This window comes from Nitrospiraceae bacterium (genome assembly GCA_035623075.1).
Lineage (GTDB): Bacteria > Nitrospirota > Nitrospiria > Nitrospirales > Nitrospiraceae > DASPUC01.
In genome coordinates, this window is record DASPUC010000027.1 from 1 (window position 1) to 16,935 (window position 16,935).

The window sequence follows — 16,935 nt, forward strand, 5'->3', positions numbered from 1 at the left end:
AAATAGCGGCCGCGCAGGAGGTGGGGGGATCAGTCTCAATGAACATAGGCGCCTTCTACTTCGACTCAAAAGACGATGTCACCCAATTTCTCTGGTTTAAATTTTCTTCATCTCAAATTGATGTTTACAAAGCAGCTCAAACAATGACCTTAAATCTCCAAGTCTACGACAAGGTCAGGGCAGCAGTTTTGGAGAAATTAGGCAATCTAGCGCAGGATTACGTTAATAACATCAGCATATAAGTGCTAAGCTATCAAGCATGTCGCATTGATTTGGAATGTTAGCGGCGGGTTGATTCCCCCTTTAGAAAATCCCGTTGGGGACACCACCGTTTCTTCCTCCGATCTCCTTCGTCCCATAGATTACCGTGACCGCTTCCGCTCGTTCGGCGAACCGTGCTCTTCAACGTATGGGTTGAGGAAAGTCGTTTAGGCCGAGGAGCTGGAGTTGAGTTTGCTCGGAGGGAGGGCTACACTCAGCGCTCGTTTCTGCAATCTTTGCAATGATCTCTATTTCTCAGAGGGATTCTCTCAGGGTCAAGGAGGAGATGATGAGAGACAGACCGACTCTTGTATGGGTCTTGGCCTTGCTCATGGGTGGCGTGTTTGCGATTGGCGCGGCTGAGTCGCAGGTTGGGAAGGCAGGGGACAAAGACAAGAAGGACCAGGAGGAGGTGGTTTTCCCCATGTCTGAACCGAAAGGGATCGATGGGGCGCCGATGGTGTTCATTCCTGCAGGTTGTTTCACCATGGGGACCAACAACATCGGCTCAGAGGCGAACCAGGGGTTTCCCAATGAGGGTCCGGAGCACGAAGTCTGCTTGAAGGACTACTTTCTCGATCAATTTGAAGTCACGGTCGAGCGTTATATGAAATTTGTGGAAGCTACCAAGCATGATCCTCCATCTCTTTTGGATGATGATGCGATGACGTCAGCTGCCGATCGGCCGGTAGTGGATGTCTCATGGCTCGATGCCGAGGCTTATTGTAAATGGGCCGGCAAGCGCTTACCTACTGAAGCGGAATGGGAAAAGGGGGCGCGCGGGAATGAGGCGCGCCGTTTCCCGTGGGGATTCATGACTCCTTTCCCTGATCTGGCCAATTACAATCGTGGGGACTGGGTCAGCTATGCGGTGACCCTGTCTCCGGTCACCTATGGCGCCACCGGCCTCAACGTACGGTTGGGCATTCAGAAAGGAGGGGGCCGCAGCGCCTATGGCATCTATAATATGGCGGGGAATGCGAATGAATGGGTCGCCGACTGGTACGACCGTGAATACTTTAAAAAGAACCCGCCGAAGGATAATCCCACGGGGCCGGACAGCGGATCCAAGAAGGTCTACCGAGGCGGAAGTTGGATAGATCCGCCCCGCTATCTCCGTGCTACGGCCCGCTTCTCGGCTGAACCCGACTTCCATGATCGCACGATAGGCTTCCGTTGTGCCATGATCACAACCAAATAGGTTACAGTTCCTACCGACCAGAACTTCACTGTAGGAGCGTGGAAGCTTTCTCGTACTAAGTCGTCCGCCTTTCTCGCATGTCTGAACGGTCCGTCACCGCGTTAATTGTCAGCATTATTCTGCTGGGAGTGGTCATCGCTCTTCTTCGGTCACCGCCGCGGTCGCTCCCAACCTCTCGTTCGTCGGGGGTCTCACCAGTACCCGTCGTTGCCCCAGAAGCTGTTCCATTAGTCACCGGTGACGAACCCATCGCGTCCATCTTCATTCGGGCTGGCTGTTCGGTTTGTCATACTATTCCCGGAATATCGGGAGCGGAGGGGCGCGTGGGACCACCATTGTGGTTGGGAACGACGGGAGCGACGCGTTTGGCTGATCCAGCTTACCAGGGCAGAGCCAAAACAATCCGCGAATATGTGATCGAGTCAGTGGTCGAACCGGGCGTCTACGTCGTTCCCGGCTACCCCGCTAATACCATGCCGACATGGTATGGAACGAAGCTGAGTGCGCTGGCGCTTGAAAAAATATCGTCTTATGTGGAATCTCTGCAAGCGCCGGCTTCTCCCTAGGTTCCGTGCTTAAGGTTGAATCTGTGCAGCGGCGGCTGGTAGGGAGCTAGCGCTTTCGGATCGGTGTGACGTTGCCGGAGTTGCCGCCTTGGATCCGAAAGGCGCTGTCGTTCGGATCACCGGCTTTCTTGTCGAGGAGCACATTGATGGCCTCGTCTCCTCTCAGCCCTTCGATCTTGATCTTCAAGCGAAGGTTGTTGGCACTGTCGGCATTAATCAGGGCCTGCTCCAACGTAATCTTCTCTTCCTTGTACAACTGAAACAAGACGTGATCGAATGTTTGGCAGCCTTCTTCTATGCCCTGCTCCATCGCTTCCTTGAGCGTGTCAACCTCGGCTTTCTTGATCAGATCTTTGATGCGCGGGGTATCGAGCATGATCTCGAGCGCTGGGACGCGCTTGCCGTCAGTGGACGGTATCAACCGTTGGGAAATGATGGCGCGCAAATTCAGCGACAATTGGAGATAAATCTGCGCATGACGCTCTACCGGGAAGAAGTTCATAATACGCTCGATCGCTTGGTTGGCATTGTTCGAGTGCAAGGTGCCGATGCAGAGGTGTCCTGTCTCCGCAAAGGTGATGGCAGCTTCCATAGTTTCCGTATCCCGAACCTCGCCGATCAGAATGACGTCTGGAGCTTGCCGCAAGGTATTCCTCAACGCGTTTTGGAATGAGAGGGTATCGAAGCCGACTTCGCGCTGGGTTATTAACGATTTTTTATGACTGTGGACGAACTCGATCGGGTCTTCCACGGTCACTATGTGGCCGGGATAAATCGAATTCCGATGATCGATCATCGCAGCCAGGGTGGTCGATTTGCCGGATCCCGTCGCTCCAACCACGAGCACCAGCCCACGCTTCGTCATTGCGATGTCTTTGATAATCTGGGGCAGCCTCAATTGTTCGACAGTTTGGATCTCGGCTTTGATATGCCGGAAGACCAATCCAACATTTCCTCGTTGACGGAAGATATTGACACGGAAGCGGCCCAGCTCTTTGTAGTAGAGAGCCAGGTTCATCTCCATTTTTTCTTCGAACTCGCCACGTTGTTGTCCGCGCATGAGGGCGAGAGCAAGGGCTTCGAGCTGTTCGTTGGTGAACGGTGGGGCGTCGGTTTGTTCGGTTGAGCCATGCACACGATAGATCGGTGGAGCGTCGACGGTCAGATACATGTCCGAGGCTTCCTGATCGACCATGACTTTCAACAGCGTACGAATATCCATGTTATGTCCGTGTCCCTCCGTGAGATCGTTACGCTGCCCCGCCGACGACCGCTCCGAACAGATTGGGGCTCATGCTGCGTGATTGCGCCTCAGCCTTGGTCACGATCCCGCGTGTCGCCAGATCTAGCAGCGCCATGTCCATCGTTTGCATGCCGTCTTTTTGACTGGCTTGCATAATGCCGGGAATCTGGTGGAGCTTGGCTTCGCGGATCAGGTTTCGGATCGCTGTGGTTGCCACCATGATTTCAAGCGCCGCGACACGGCCGCCTGTTTTTTTCTTGAGTAGCGTTTGCGTGATTACTGCCTCCAAGGCTTCAGAAAGCTGCGTGCGAATCTGAGCCTGTTGGGAAGGCTCAAACGCGTCGATGATACGATCGATTGTCTTCGGTGCGCTGGAAGTGTGGAGGGTGGCGAAAACAAGGTGGCCTGTTTCGGCCGCAGTCAGCGCGAGTTGAATCGTCTCCAGATCGCGCATTTCGCCCACCAGGATGATGTCAGGATCTTCACGAAGCGCTGCTCTCAACGCATTGGCAAATGAGAGCGTGTGGACGCCCAGTTCCCGCTGGTTGACGAGACACTTCTTCGACTTGTGCACGAATTCGATGGGGTCCTCGATCGTAATGATATGGCCTTCGAAGGTGTTGTTCAAATAATCGACCATCGAGGCCAGCGTGGTGGACTTACCGGACCCGGTCGGACCTGTCACCAGAATCAACCCCTTTTCCCGGTCGCACACCTGACGCACGATCGCCGGTAGGCCGAGTTTTTCCATGGGTATGATCTCGGTAGGAATGTTCCGGAAAACAGCTCCCAGTCCTCTGTTCTGCACAAACACATTCACGCGGAAGCGGGCGATATCGCCCAACTCGAACGAAAAGTCGCACTCGCGTTTTTCTTCGAAGTTTTTCCGTTGTGCGTCGTTCATCATGTCATAGACGAGCGCGTGGGTTTCCTCGGAGGTGAGCGGCGGGTGATCAAGTTTCTTGAGGTCTCCATGAAGGCGAATCATAGGAGGCTCGCCAGCGCTGATATGGCAATCGGAAGCTCCTTCTTTCGCCGCAAAAGTCAGCAGTTTCGAGATATCCATGAAGATGACTCCTCAATGAGATGGAATGATGACCGCTGCTGGTCGCCGAGTGCTCTGTGAGCATGATGCCATATCGAAGTGGGAAAGCAAGAAAATCGCCGGAAGCCGACGCTCGGTTGGTCGTTGCGTATGGGGTCAGAGGAGATGGGCAGTTTTTCCAGCTCGTTCGAACGCACCAAGCGATTGTTCGATATGGGCTAGTGTGTGTTCCGACGTGATGGTCACGCGGATTCGGCTGGTCGATTCCGGGACGGTCGGCGGGCGAATAGCCGGCGCATACACTCCTTCGGCTAAAAGTTGTTCAGCGAAGGCGACGGCTTTCTCTGCATCGCCCACGAGGATTGGCATGATGGGGCTAACGCTGTCCGTCAAACGAAATCCAAGGTCCTTCAATCCTGCTGCAAGCCGTTTTCGATTCGCCCACAGTCGATTCCTTCGTTCCGGCTCTCGCTGCAGAACCCTCAGAGCTGCGACGGCAGCGGCCGCCGATGCTGGAGGAGGGGCCGTCGTAAAGATGAAGGCGCGGCTCGTATTCACGAGATAGTCGATGAGAGTCGCCGGTCCTGCCACATAGGCTCCACTGCTGCCGAGGGCTTTGCCCAGCGTGCCCATGTGGAACGGAATACATGATTCAAGACCAAAATGTTCAAGAGTGCCTCGTCCGGTTGCACCCATGACGCCGGTCCCGTGCGCATCGTCAACATAAAGATCGGCTTCATACCGTTGTGCCAACTCGGCGAGATCCGGGAGTGGAGCCAAGTCGCCATCCATACTGAACAAGCCATCCGTGACGATCAGTGTGCGTCGTCCGCGCGCTCTTCGTGCGAGAAGGGATTGCAGATGTTCGACGTCGCCGTGGCGATACACCCGTAAGTCAGCTCCGCTTAGTTTGCAGCCGTCTAGTAGACTGGCATGACTCAGACGGTCGGCAAGAACCAAGCCGCCTCGACCGATTAGGGTGGGAATTGTGCCAAGATTGGCGAGATACCCGGAGCCAAACGTCAGCGCAGCGCTGGTTCTCTTGAACTGTGCTAGCGCAAGTTCGAGATCCTGATGAGGGGGGAGCGTCCCGGAGATCAATCGTGCCGCGCCGGATCCAGCCCCGAATTGTTGTGTCGCTCGAACTGCGGCTTGGACGACATCCGGGTGGGTAGCAAGGCCAAGGTAGTCGTTCGAGGCGAGCAGCAGTACCCGTCGTCCGTCGAGATCAACGACAGGACCGGTGGCTGAGTGGAGCGTTTGCAAACGTCTGCTCAGATGTCGCGTGGCCAACTTATGCAGGTGTTGTTCAAACATTCGGGGTTTCTACTGTGGTAGCAGAATCATCGTTCGAATGTTTCCTGTAGGCTCTCCGGCGCAACGTTGACAAGTTTGCGACATCCTTAGTATAAGGCCCAAGGCGAGCCAGAGGGAACAGGTTTACTGTCGGTGGCGGTGGTGTCTTAAGCAATGACCTATCGGATTAAAGTCCCAGCCAAAACGCTTCCCGTCGATGAAGCGCATCTTCTGAGCGGAGTTGAACATGCACTCCTGCGACTTCAGGACTATCGTCGTCCACTGCTTGTGGGGCTTGGGGTATTTCTCCTCGCGGTAGCGGTGGTGGGAGGGGTGCTCTGGTTCGATCGACAAGCTGTGCAGAAAGCTCAAGAACTCGAGCGAGAAGCGATGCTTCATATTCTGGCTGCGGCTAATAATCCTCAGAAGGCGGAGGCGCTACTCAAGCAGGCTATTGCCACCTATCGGCAAGTGGCAGACCAATATCCCCGGACACCGACCGCCCCGTTGGCGCTGTTTCAAGCCGGTAATGCTTTAGTCCAAGCCAATGATTTAGGCGGTGCAATCGAGACGTACCAGCGATTTATTGCATTGTATGGCTCGAACCCCGGTTTTGTCGGGCTAGTGCAACAGCGACTTGCCTATGCATATCTCTTGAAGGGAGATCGGGAACAGGCGGTCAAAACCTTGACCAGCATTCTTGAGATGCCGGGCGCATTCAACCGGGACCAGGCTCTCTTTGAATTGGCCCGGCTCGAAGAATCTCAATCTCGTCCTGAAGGAGCACTGGCCCATTATCAGGAGTTGATGAAGGCCCATCCGAATTCTCCGTTTGCCAGCGAAGCGATGATCCGTACCAAAATCCTGGATGTGAAGAAAACCCCAGATCCTGCCGCGACATCCAATCCGGTGTCACAGAGTCCTCCTGTTTCATCTCCCACACCAGAAAAGAAATAGCCCTCATCCCTCGCGGACGCGAAGGTCGTGCTCTGATTCCCGCGCCGTGAATGTACTCAGTGGCTGATGATGAGGAATTCGCCGGGTCTGATGACGGGGCTTGAAAGGTTGTTCTTGGCTTTGAGCGTCTTGAGGGGGATGCGGAACCGCTTCGACACCTTCTCTAGTGTGTCTCCGACGCGCACTTTATACCAGCGTGAAGTCCCGGCCTCAGCAAACTTTGCTCTGCTGGTATGCAGCGGGGGAAACTTGAAGGTGGGGATTCGATCAAGGAGTTCTTCAAGCTTGGCTTTCGATCCCACCGGCACCTTTAGATGATAGGCAGTGTCGTCAGGTGGCGTCGCCTCTCGTCGTAACTCCGGATTCAAGAGGCGGAGTTCATCGTAGGGTATGCCCGTCACATGTGCGATGGCCCGGAAATGAATCGGGCGATCAACGATGACTTCTTCAAACCGGTGAGGCGTCACGGTCTCCTGGCTAAATCCGTAGCGATCTGGGTTCCTCGCAATAATCGTCGCAGCCATAAAGCGCGGGACATATTCCTTCGTTTCCCGTCTGATGAGCCGAGTCTTGGAAATCTCCGAAAAACTGTCGGCTTGAGCTTTTTGAAGAGCCCGTAGGACTTTCCCTTCTCCGGCGTTATAGGCTGCCATTGCGAGCGGCCAGGCGCCAAAGAGGTCGTAGAGGTCTCGAAGGTATCGTGCGGCGGCTACTGTGGACTTAATCGGGTCACGCCGTTCATCGACATATTGATCGACACGCAAGCCGTAGAGTTTCGCCGTGCCTTTCATGAACTGCCATGGCCCGGTCGCGCGAGCTCGCGAGTAGGCATAAGGGTTAAATCCGCTTTCCACGAGCGAGAGGTAGACCAGGTCGCTGGGGAGGTGAAATTCCGTGAAAATCGTTTCCACAAGCGGTCGATAGCGACTGAGCCGCAGCAGCCATTGTTCAAACCGGTCTCGAATCGCAGTATTGAAATAGCGGATATGCCCCTGTACCGAAGAGTCGACTACGATAGGAACATTGTACGCCGTCGGTTCGACCGAATCTGGTGAAGAGGGCTGGAACTGCGTGGTCTCAGCCGGAGGATTCAAAACGTCTGAAAACCGAGCGGTCGTTCCAGTAGCGATAGGATTGAGTTGCAGGAGTTCTTCGGACCTTGGAACAGCACTCTGGCCGGTGACGTCGATGGTAGTCGACGGACCAGGTGACCCGGAGGCGGGAGGCTCTGTATCGACTGGGACCAGGTTCGCGTCTAGCTCGTCTTCGGGGCTGGCTGACGTGTTCACCTCTTCTGCAATAGCCGGAGATTCCTCGCCTGGTTGTCGAGTAGGAGGGGCTGCCAACGCAAGCTGAGCCAAAGAGCCAATTGAAAGCCCAAGGATTATGGCCAATGGCCAAGTTGACTCGGCAAGTCCAGTTCGTGACAAGCTGTGCGCTAGTTCCATCATACCTGAGCGTAGACTATCGAGTGGGACCGACATTGTCAAGAAATTGGAGGCACTACTGTCCCCCGCATTGGTGTCATGCCGTCGTGCTTGTAAGTGCTTCCGTTATGCAACTTGCTCGATTAACGTACCGGCGAGTTAGCAACAACTTCATAGCAATCATGCCGCGTTGCGTTGTTCCTTGCCTTGACACTCTTCAAAGGGCAGTGGTATCGTACGCGCCTTCCTGACGCAGTTTTCCCTGTCACGTCCCATTCGGAGGAGGAGTCGTCGATGTTGAAGCGGTATTTGTTGGCTCCGGGCCCCACGCCTGTCCCCCCGGAAGTGCTTTTGGCGATGGCGAGACCCATGATTCATCACCGAGCCCCGGAATTTGACAAGCTTTTTGCGGAGGTTCGGGACGGCTTGAAGTGGTTGTTCCAGACCAGAAACGATGTCTTGATGTTAGCGGCCTCGGGCACAGGTGGCATGGAGGGTTCGGTATCGAATTTTCTTTCTCCCGGCGATAAGGCTCTCACAATCAACGGCGGCAAGTTCGGGGAACGTTGGACGAAGCTCTGCAAAACGTTCGGGGCTCAAGTGACGGAGATCAAAGTTGAGTGGGGACACGCCGTGAATCCCCAAATGGTAGCTGATGCATTGAAAAAGGACCCTGGAATCAAGGCTGTGTATGTGCAGGCAAGCGAGACATCGACAGGAGTGGCTCACGACGTCAAGACCCTGGCACAGATTGTCAAGGCTCATGGCGATACTATTCTCGTGGTTGATGCGATCACGGCCTTGGGAGTATTCGATATCAAGACGGATGAGTGGGGGATAGACGTTCTTATCACGGGATCCCAAAAGGCGTTGATGTTGCCGCCGGGGCTGGCGTTCGTCAGCGTGAGCGAGAAGGCCTGGCAGGTAGCAGACAAGGCCAAGAATACCGCATTTTACTTCAACTTTAAGAAGGAACGAGAAAACCAGCAGAAAAATCAGACCGCTTTCACTCCTGCAGTTTCCTTGATCATCGGGCTGCAAGAGGTTCTCAAGATGCTCAAGGCAGAAGGACTCGAGACGGTGTTTCATCGTCAAGCCGCCATGGCCCATGCCATGCGGGAGGGAGTCAAGGCGGCTGGCCTCGCGCTTTTCCCAAGGGAATCACCGAGCGATGCCTTGACTGCCATTTCCGCTCCTGAAGGAGTCGATGGGCAGGCGGTCTATAAAAATCTACGCACCCAATATGGAATAACAGCGGCGGGTGGGCAGGATCACTTGAAGGGAAGGATTTTCCGTGTGTCTCATATGGGGTATATGGATCGTTTCGATGTGATTACGGCTGTGGCAGCGATCGAGATGGTGCTGAAAGGGTTGGGCCATCCGATAAAACTCGGTAGTGGTGTGGCCAAGGCGCAAGAACTTCTCATGGCGAAGTGAAAGCCCCGCACGGAATGGTGTTCAAAGGTCGAGCAGGATCCTCATGAAAATTCTCGTCAGTGATAGTCTTTCGAAGCAAGGCGTGGAGTTGCTAGAGAAAGCCGGTTTCACCGTGGTGGTGAAATCCAAGATGCCGAAAGACGAGCTATTCAAGGAGATCAAGGACGCCGATGGATTAATCGTGCGCTCCGGCACCAAAGTGACCGAAGAACTCATTGCTGCTGCAGAGAAGTTGAAGGTCGTCGGCCGTGCTGGCTCAGGGCTGGACAACGTCGATACACCGGCGGCTACTCGTCGCGGCATCGTGGTGATGAACACCCCGGGCGGCAACACGGTCACGACAGCCGAGCACACCATGTCGATGATATGCGCCATGAGCCGTCGCATTCCACAAGCGAACGCATCGGTCAAAGCGGGTAAGTGGGAAAAAGACAAGTTCATGGGTGTCGAACTCTATAATAAGGTACTTGGCATCGTCGGGGTCGGTCAGATCGGGAGCCATCTGACGAAGTTGGCACAAGGCGTGGGTATGCGGGTGATCGCGTACGATCCGTACTTGGCGACGGATCGGGCTGAGAAAATGGGCGTTGAGATGACTGAGCTGCCCGAATTGTTCCGCCGAGCGGACATCATTTCTGTGCACACGCCGTTGACCCCTGAGACAAAGGGAATTATCAACGCCCAGTCGATCGCCACGATGAAGCCTGGTGTAATGATCGTGAACTGCGCCCGAGGAGGAATCATCGATGAAGGTGCCTTGTTTGAAGCGTTGAAAAGCAAGCGGGTGTTGGCCGCCGCGTTCGATGTGTTCGAAGAAGAACCCGTTAAGGCCGATAATCCCTTGTTGACATTGGATAACTTCATTTGTACGCCGCACATTGGCGCGCAAACGACAGAGGCCCAAGAAAATGTTGCAGTCGGCATCGCGGAGCAAATTGTCGACTATTTCACGAAAGGCATCGCGCGCGGAGCGGTCAATATCCCGTCCGTTGCACCGGATGTACTGCCGCGGTTGCAGCCATATCTCGCTCTTTCCGAGCAGTTGGGGCTATTACAGACACAACTCTGTCAAGGTGGGCTCGAGCGGGTGACAGTGGAGTATAGCGGCGAAGTGGCGAGTCTGTCGGTGGCGCCGATGACGATCGCCGTGCTGAAAGGGCTCCTGGCCCCCATCATGGAAGCGCCGGTGAACTATGTGAATGCTCCGATCGTCGCCAAGGAGCGTGGAATCGAAGTCAAGGAAGTCAAGAGTTCCGATGCCGGAGATTATACAAGCCTGATTCGCGTGCGTGTGGAAGCGGGCAAGCGGTCGCACCTTGTTGCCGGGACTCTGTACCATAAGAAGGATCCACGCATCATCGAAATCGATCAATTCAAAGTGGAAGTCGTGCCCGAAGGTCATATGCTCTTGATCCAGAATATCGATCGTCCCGGTGTGATCGGCATGGTGGGGAAGGTGCTCGGTGACAATAATATCAACATTGTCCGCATGCAGTGTGCACTAGAAAAGCGGGGAGGGAATGCCTTGCTCATTATCGGGTCTGACATGGCCTTCCCGCAGTCGGTGCTCGATAAGATCAAATCTAGCGACAATATTCTCTCGGTAAAGGTCGCGGGTCTCTCCTAAGTTCCGCGCCGCATCCTCGATCGGCTATGCTCTCCGCCTCTCTGAAGTTTCGGTCATCGTCGCGGCCAACCCCGTCGGCACGTGAACGATCCCTTGTTCCCATTGGGATGGCAACTATACTTCCGCATGCTGCCAAGCAGGTTCGTCGGCTTGAACGAGAGTTTTTGGGGGAGGTCGGCCGCTGGGGATATGAAGAAATCATTCTGCCGACGCTAGAATATCTCGATGTCCTGGCTCCTGGCCTCGAGGCAGAGCTCGTTGAAAAGAGTTACAAACTTGCCGACCGCACGACGGGACGGATGCTGTTGCTCAGACCTGATGCGACTGCTCAAATCGCCCGTACAGTCGGGATGGGACTGACGGGATCGATGCTTCCTTTACGGTTGTCCTATCGGACATCTGTATTCCGGTATCAGCCGGAACATGCGGGACGGGACCGAGAAATATTCCAAGTAGGTGCCGAACTCATTGGGGTCGATGATGGGGCTGGGGATAGTGAAATCATCAGTCTGCTCATCGAGTGCCTGCGCGCTATCGGTCTCCACTCATTCACCGTGTCCGTGGGCCACGTGGGATTTTCTAAAGGCCTGTTGGTACGAGCCGGCCTCTCGCCACAAGGTCAGAAGCGTGCGGAACAGGCGGTTGCCCGCAAAGATCTCCCCAGGTTGGAAGAAGTGTTGGCATGTGAACGCGTTTCGAAAGCTTTGGCCGCGGCCATCCTTGAAGCGCCGGAACTCTACGGTCGTGAAGAGGTACTTGAACGGGGTCGGATTCTAGCGGCGGGGAATCCTGCGTTGCAGGGTCCTCTTGACCGGCTTGGTCAAGTCTACCAACTCCTTTGTGCGTCGGGTTATCGAGACTCATTGCTATTGGATCTAGGGGAATTTCGAGGATTCGACTATTACGATGGTGTGGTGTTCGACGTATTTGCTGAAGGAGTTGGGGCCGAGCTCGGTGGTGGAGGTCGCTACGATCACTTGATCGCTCGATTCGGCCGGCCGTTGCCTTCGACAGGGTTTGCCTTGGATGTCGATCGAATTTTTCATGCAGTGGTGAATGGCAATGGAGATGAAGAACCGTTGAGGGCCGAGTATTTGGTGGCAGCATCCCGACGGTCTCTTCGACGCATGATGTTGGTGGCAAGCCAGCTGCGACGATCTAATTCGCGGGTGATTCAATATCTGGCCAAAGGAGCCGACGACAAGGCAGTGGCAGATGCCGTTGCGATGGGGGCAGCTCAGCGAGCCGGGACGGTGATCGTTGTTGGTGCTCACGGCACAGCACAGGATGAGGTGGTGGTCGTGGCTCTGCCGACCAAGAAGGTTGGCAGACCTCATCGGAAAACAATGAAGATAAGAGATCTGGTTCACCTTGCTCGCCGAAAGCGGCAGGGTGGCAAGGAACCTTTATGAAGTCCATGTCGGACGTTGACCTGTCGCAACCAAGAATTCCTCCGCAAAATATTGAAGCGGAGCAGTCAATCTTGGGCGCTATCCTGCTCGACAGAGAGGCGATGCCAAAAGTTGAGGAACTGCTGGTAGAGCAGGATTTTTATCGTACGGCACATCAGAAGATCTATCGAGCCATGCTGAATCTTTCTGAGCGGGATGAAGCAATCGACCACATTACGCTGAGCGAACATCTAAGAAGTTTGGGAGAACTCGAAGGAATTGGCGGTGCGGCTTACCTCGCGGAGCTTATCGCAGTTACGCCTTCTGCTGCCAATGTCCGCTACCACTGTAAGGTTGTGAAAGACAAGGCTCTCTTGCGGGGGCTGATCAGTGCCTCAACGGATGTGTTGATGCAGGCGTATGACTCTACGGAGTCTGCTGAGGTGGTACTTGAGTCTGCTGAACAATCGGTCTTTAGGATAGGCCAAAACAGGCTGGGACGAGGATTCTACCCTCTAAAAGAGATTATCGCCGAGAGTCTCGGGGTTGTGGACGCTCTCCATAAGTTAGGGAAAAGTGTAACAGGCGTTCCTACTGGTTTTACAGAGTTGGACGATATTACCGCGGGACTCCAATCATCTGATCTCGTTATCTTGGCAGCTAGACCCAGTATGGGAAAAACAAGTCTTGCTCTGGGAATTGCGATAAAGGCCGCAATCGATCATCAACAGAAAGTGGGAATATTTAGTTTAGAAATGTCCAAGGAGCAGCTTGTTTTGAGGATGCTTAGCTCCCATGCGGCGGTCGACTCACACAAGCTTAGGATTGGCAAATTAGACAAAGAGGAGTGGTGGGCGCTTGCTGAGGCAGCAGGTAAGCTCGAACTGGCACCCATTTTCATCGATGACTCGGGTAGCCTTTCGGTTACGCAAATGCGTGGTAAGGCAAGACGCTTGATGAAGGAGAAGGGACTAGACCTGCTTGTCGTGGACTACCTTCAGCTCATGCAAGGTAGGGCAGATGCCGAATCGAGGCAACAAGAGATCTCTGATATTTCTCGTTCGTTGAAGGCACTAGCAAAGGAACTGCAAGTTCCGATTCTTGCCTTGTCCCAGTTAAGCCGAGCTGTTGAGAATAGAACTGACAAAAGACCCATACTAGCTGATCTGAGAGAGTCCGGCGCCATTGAACAGGACGCAGATGTTGTCATCTTTATCTATAGAGACGAAGTGTACAATCCCGATTCCGATGAAAAGGGGATTGCACACATACTGGTAAAGAAACACCGTAATGGTCCAACGGGAGATGTGAAGCTAACCTTTCTTGACAAGTTTGCCAAGTTTGCCGATTTCTCAGATCGAGAGGAAACCTGAAGTCGTTTGACCCCGCTTCGCTCCGCCCCGTATAATCTCCTTGAGTCCCACTCGATATGATTTCTGAGATGGTCATGCGAGTCTTGATAGCTGATCGGATTCTTACAACGTCGATCGTCGCCAGACATACCACATCAAGCTTCGGCATCACGCTCGCGCTTATCCTTTTCACTGTCATGGCGTGTGCGGCGGCGCCTCAGGCTCCACAAACGACGGTTGTTTCTCAGCCCGCTGTCAAAACGAATCCTCCAGCACACATCCCCGATGCGTCAGCAGCTTACCATTTCATGCTGGGCTATCAGGCTGAGTCGGCTCAGGATATCGATCGAGCGATTCAGGAATATCTTTTGGTTCTCAAAACTGATCCCTCAGCCCAATCAGTCAAGGCCAGATTGGCCGAGCTCTATTTCTCACTCGGCGATTTCCCCGATGCGCAGCGTTATGCCAATGAAGCCGCAGAGGGAGTAGGGCAAGATGCGCAATTGCTGACGCAGGTCGCCAAGATTCTCGTCGGAGTGGGGCAAGGAGATCGGGCAGTGACTCTATTAGATCGAGCGATTGAGCAGGATCCAACTTCGAGCGAGGTGTATTTTGCCAAAGGATTGCTGTTGCTCAATCTCAAACATCTGCCGGATGCAGAGCAGGCAATCAGGGCTGGCCTTGCTAGAAATCCTGAGTCCCCCGTCGGCCAGTATCACTTAGGACGTATCCTGCTTGAGAGTGGGAAATTGGAAGAGGCGGCTGCCAGTTTTGATCGGGCCATTTCAATCAATCAATCGTTTGAACCAGCCTACCTGGCCTTGGCCTCACTATATGAAGCCAGACAGGATAAAGACCGGGCAATTGGAGTTCTTCAGAAATACCTCCGGAATGTGAATCCCCGCAATCGGGACATTCGCCACCATTTGGTTCGCTTATATGTCTCATTGAAGGATTACCAGGGGGCTACGAAAGAGTTAGATGAGTTGCTTGCCGAAGACCCCAATGACCTCGACGCTCACCTACGTTTGGCGCTTATCGAGGGAGAACAAAAAAACTATGCCAAGGCGATCAATCGCTTGACGATAGTCTTGAAAGCGAGACCGGCCGAACTGAAGGTGCGAGACTATCTCGGCTTTCTCTACGAAGAGGCAAAGGAACCGCAAAAAGCGCTCGATGCGTATGCCTTAAATCTGCAAATTGAACCGTCATATTTCGAAGGGCACCTCCATCTTGGAGTGCTTTACTATCGTCTTAAGAAGTTCCCAGAGTCTGTTACGCATCTTGCTGAGGCATCAAAGCTGAATCCCAAACAACCTGAGTCGTATATCGTTCTTGGATTGGCCTACCTCCAGATGGAGCAGTATGAAAATGCCGCGAAGGTATTTGAAGAGGGCATTCGCCAGAACCCAAAGAGCGCCGATCTGTATTTCAACCTTGGTACGGCATATGACAAGCTCAACCGCTTCGATGAAGTTGTGCGAGTAATGGAGATTGCGCTCCAGCTGGATCCACATCATGCTGACACGCTAAATTATCTCGGATATAGCTATGCGGAGCGCGGGATTAAAATTGACCAGGCTCTGTCTCTCACGAAACAGGCAGTCGCCCTGAAGCCGGACAATGGCTATTATGTGGATAGCCTAGGTTGGGCCTTCTTCAAATCCGGCCTATTGACTGAAGCACTCAGCGAAATCAAGCGCGCCGTAGCCCTCGTTGGAGATGATCCGGTAATTTTCGAACATCTAGGAGATATATATGCCAAGCAACAGAAAATGTCCGAAGCCCGCGAGGCCTGGCTCCATTCACTCGAATTGGATCCATCAAATGCAAAGCTAATTGAACGGTTCCGTGAACTAGGTATGGGAGATCCTACCCAAGAAGACCGTATCCAACAGGCAAAACGGCGCGTATCTGAGCGGATACAGTCTCAACCGTCGACGCAGTAGTCACATTTTCTCCCTCTAAGCTTCCTCCTTATCCGATTCTAGCCACATTTGTTGGGGTTACTCCCTCCCGTGAGCTGAGGTGTGTTTCATGTATTCGACCTTCTGACTTACGGATGGAATTCGGGTGAAAAATCTTAAATTTTCGGAGGGATCAGCAAGGTATGTTGTTAGAAATTCTGAGGATTGGTTGCAGCTATCAGCGGGCAGACAGGCCTGTGAGCACAAGCGTCACAGGTGCCAATTCTCGGCCGCTTCGAGCAGAAACCGGAAGAGCCAGCTCCGAATTGGACGAAAATTCTAACCCAACGTGTTTGCTAAGGCATTGAATTTCCATTTGATCTGGTGTCTGACAGCGGTCAGATCTCTCCGGCACTGAACCTGCTAGAGGGAAGATAGACGCCTATATTTATGGGCGTCTAAGGTTTCCAGAGAGGACAAAGAAGCAAGCAAGGGCCCGTCAGTGAACCATCAACAAGGAGGAGCAGCAATGTGTAAGCAGTTGAAGGGACAAAAAGGTTTTACGTTGATCGAGTTGATGATCGTGGTCGCGATCATCGGGATCTTGGCGGCGATCGCCATCCCGAACTTCTTGGCGTACCAAGCCCGGTCCCGCCAGGCTGAAGCCAGGACCAACTTGGGCGCGGTGTTTGTGTCCGAGACGGCATGGTTCGGAGAGAACAATTACTACTCCAACTTTGCCACGATCGGTTATACGCTAGCAGGCAGCGGAAACCGGTACACGTATCGAAGCCCGAACCAGTTAGGAACGGCTGCTTCAACGGATGCCCAAGGCCAGGATATGTTTGCCACCCTCGCGGGATCGGCGACGGCTGGTGGAACGATCACGGTTGAACAAGCGGTCGGGCCTACAAGCGGTGCTGTAGTACCGGCTGCTGGTGTCCAGGCGGCATTCACTGCGACAGCGAACGGGAACATCGATGGAGATGCGACCGTCGACAAGTGGAGCTTGAACGACATCAAGGCAATCGTGAACCAGCTCAACGACGTGACTGGATAGTCAGCTTCCTCTGACCGAGAGGAAAGGGCGGGGAGACGCAGTTTCTCCGCCCTTGTGCCTTATCCAGACCTTTTTCTCCGCATCGATTGACTCGGCTGATTATTCAGAAAATTCGTTACAGTGGAATTCAATGTAAATGACCATGACGCTGTCTTTGTGTCGCAA

Annotated in this window: 14 protein-coding genes; 10 read left to right on the plus strand and 4 right to left on the minus strand. The window is 53.8% G+C overall.

Annotated elements, in window-relative coordinates:
- From VEI50_09375 to VEI50_09385, 3 genes are all read left to right on the plus strand, one after another.
- A partial coding sequence (locus VEI50_09375) for a hypothetical protein (protein HXX75327.1) occupies window positions 1-242 on the plus strand: 242 nt, incomplete at its 5' end.
- Window positions 243-547: 305 nt separating this feature from the next.
- Complete coding sequence (locus VEI50_09380) at window positions 548-1,462, plus strand: SUMF1/EgtB/PvdO family nonheme iron enzyme (protein ID HXX75328.1); 915 nt, start codon at window positions 548-550, stop codon at window positions 1,460-1,462.
- Window positions 1,463-1,539: 77 nt separating this feature from the next.
- Window positions 1,540-2,028: a hypothetical protein gene (locus tag VEI50_09385; GenBank protein ID HXX75329.1), complete on the plus strand. Its 489-nt coding sequence runs from the start codon at window positions 1,540-1,542 to the stop codon at window positions 2,026-2,028.
- Window positions 2,029-2,074: 46 nt separating this feature from the next.
- Here the strand turns inward: VEI50_09385 and VEI50_09390 are convergent, their stop codons facing one another.
- The 3 genes from VEI50_09390 to bioF all read right to left on the minus strand — a co-directional run bounded on the left by VEI50_09390 (window position 2,075) and on the right by bioF (window position 5,633).
- Window positions 2,075-3,250 (minus strand): PilT/PilU family type 4a pilus ATPase, encoded by a 1,176-nt coding sequence (locus tag VEI50_09390; GenBank protein ID HXX75330.1) that lies wholly within the window; start codon window positions 3,248-3,250, stop codon window positions 2,075-2,077.
- A gap of 28 nt (window positions 3,251-3,278) precedes the next feature.
- Entirely contained in the window at window positions 3,279-4,337 is a 1,059-nt protein-coding gene (locus tag VEI50_09395; protein HXX75331.1) for a type IV pilus twitching motility protein PilT, read from the minus strand.
- Window positions 4,338-4,472: 135 nt separating this feature from the next.
- Window positions 4,473-5,633, minus strand: a complete 1,161-nt coding sequence (bioF, locus tag VEI50_09400; protein HXX75332.1) for an 8-amino-7-oxononanoate synthase — start codon at window positions 5,631-5,633, stop codon at window positions 4,473-4,475.
- Between the two features lie 153 nt (window positions 5,634-5,786).
- Here bioF and VEI50_09405 point away from each other — a divergent pair, with 153 nt between their 5' ends.
- Window positions 5,787-6,569 (plus strand): tetratricopeptide repeat protein, encoded by a 783-nt coding sequence (locus VEI50_09405; GenBank protein ID HXX75333.1) that lies wholly within the window; start codon window positions 5,787-5,789, stop codon window positions 6,567-6,569.
- 56 nt (window positions 6,570-6,625) lie between these two features.
- Here VEI50_09405 and VEI50_09410 read toward each other — a convergent pair whose 3' ends face one another.
- Window positions 6,626-7,858, minus strand: a complete 1,233-nt coding sequence (locus VEI50_09410; GenBank protein ID HXX75334.1) for a transglycosylase SLT domain-containing protein — start codon at window positions 7,856-7,858, stop codon at window positions 6,626-6,628.
- A 432-nt stretch (window positions 7,859-8,290) separates the two neighbouring features.
- Here VEI50_09410 and VEI50_09415 point away from each other — a divergent pair, with 432 nt between their 5' ends.
- The 6 genes from VEI50_09415 to VEI50_09440 all read left to right on the plus strand — a co-directional run bounded on the left by VEI50_09415 (window position 8,291) and on the right by VEI50_09440 (window position 16,770).
- Window positions 8,291-9,433 carry an alanine--glyoxylate aminotransferase family protein gene (locus VEI50_09415; protein ID HXX75335.1) on the plus strand — a complete coding sequence of 381 codons (1,143 nt, stop codon included), beginning with the start codon at window positions 8,291-8,293 and terminating at the stop codon, window positions 9,431-9,433.
- A 43-nt stretch (window positions 9,434-9,476) separates the two neighbouring features.
- Window positions 9,477-11,060 carry a phosphoglycerate dehydrogenase gene (gene serA, locus VEI50_09420; protein HXX75336.1) on the plus strand — a complete coding sequence of 528 codons (1,584 nt, stop codon included), beginning with the start codon at window positions 9,477-9,479 and terminating at the stop codon, window positions 11,058-11,060.
- A gap of 107 nt (window positions 11,061-11,167) precedes the next feature.
- Complete coding sequence (gene hisZ / locus VEI50_09425; GenBank protein ID HXX75337.1) at window positions 11,168-12,472, plus strand: ATP phosphoribosyltransferase regulatory subunit; 1,305 nt, start codon at window positions 11,168-11,170, stop codon at window positions 12,470-12,472.
- Between the two features lie 5 nt (window positions 12,473-12,477).
- Window positions 12,478-13,824, plus strand: a complete 1,347-nt coding sequence (dnaB, locus tag VEI50_09430) for a replicative DNA helicase (protein ID HXX75338.1) — start codon at window positions 12,478-12,480, stop codon at window positions 13,822-13,824.
- 56 nt (window positions 13,825-13,880) lie between these two features.
- On the plus strand, window positions 13,881-15,752 hold the full coding sequence (locus VEI50_09435) for a tetratricopeptide repeat protein (GenBank protein ID HXX75339.1): 1,872 nt from the start codon (window positions 13,881-13,883) through the stop codon (window positions 15,750-15,752).
- Between the two features lie 487 nt (window positions 15,753-16,239).
- Complete coding sequence (locus VEI50_09440) at window positions 16,240-16,770, plus strand: prepilin-type N-terminal cleavage/methylation domain-containing protein (protein ID HXX75340.1); 531 nt, start codon at window positions 16,240-16,242, stop codon at window positions 16,768-16,770.
- The last annotated feature ends 165 nt before the right edge of the window (window positions 16,771-16,935 follow it).

Bases quoted from the DNA above. Each gene is read 5' to 3' on its own strand.
- VEI50_09380 (HXX75328.1), top strand. From the start codon at position 548: ATGATGAGAGACAGACCGACTCTTGTATGGGTCTTGGCCTTGCTCATG.
- VEI50_09385 (HXX75329.1), top strand. From the start codon at position 1,540: ATGTCTGAACGGTCCGTCACCGCGTTAATTGTCAGCATTATTCTGCTG.
- VEI50_09390 (HXX75330.1), bottom strand. From the start codon at position 3,250: ATGGATATTCGTACGCTGTTGAAAGTCATGGTCGATCAGGAAGCCTCG.
- VEI50_09395 (HXX75331.1), bottom strand. From the start codon at position 4,337: ATGGATATCTCGAAACTGCTGACTTTTGCGGCGAAAGAAGGAGCTTCC.
- bioF (HXX75332.1), bottom strand. From the start codon at position 5,633: ATGTTTGAACAACACCTGCATAAGTTGGCCACGCGACATCTGAGCAGA.
- VEI50_09405 (HXX75333.1), top strand. From the start codon at position 5,787: ATGACCTATCGGATTAAAGTCCCAGCCAAAACGCTTCCCGTCGATGAA.
- VEI50_09415 (HXX75335.1), top strand. From the start codon at position 8,291: ATGTTGAAGCGGTATTTGTTGGCTCCGGGCCCCACGCCTGTCCCCCCG.
- serA (HXX75336.1), top strand. From the start codon at position 9,477: ATGAAAATTCTCGTCAGTGATAGTCTTTCGAAGCAAGGCGTGGAGTTG.
- hisZ (HXX75337.1), top strand. From the start codon at position 11,168: ATGGCAACTATACTTCCGCATGCTGCCAAGCAGGTTCGTCGGCTTGAA.
- dnaB (HXX75338.1), top strand. From the start codon at position 12,478: ATGTCGGACGTTGACCTGTCGCAACCAAGAATTCCTCCGCAAAATATT.
- VEI50_09435 (HXX75339.1), top strand. From the start codon at position 13,881: ATGATTTCTGAGATGGTCATGCGAGTCTTGATAGCTGATCGGATTCTT.
- VEI50_09440 (HXX75340.1), top strand. From the start codon at position 16,240: ATGTGTAAGCAGTTGAAGGGACAAAAAGGTTTTACGTTGATCGAGTTG.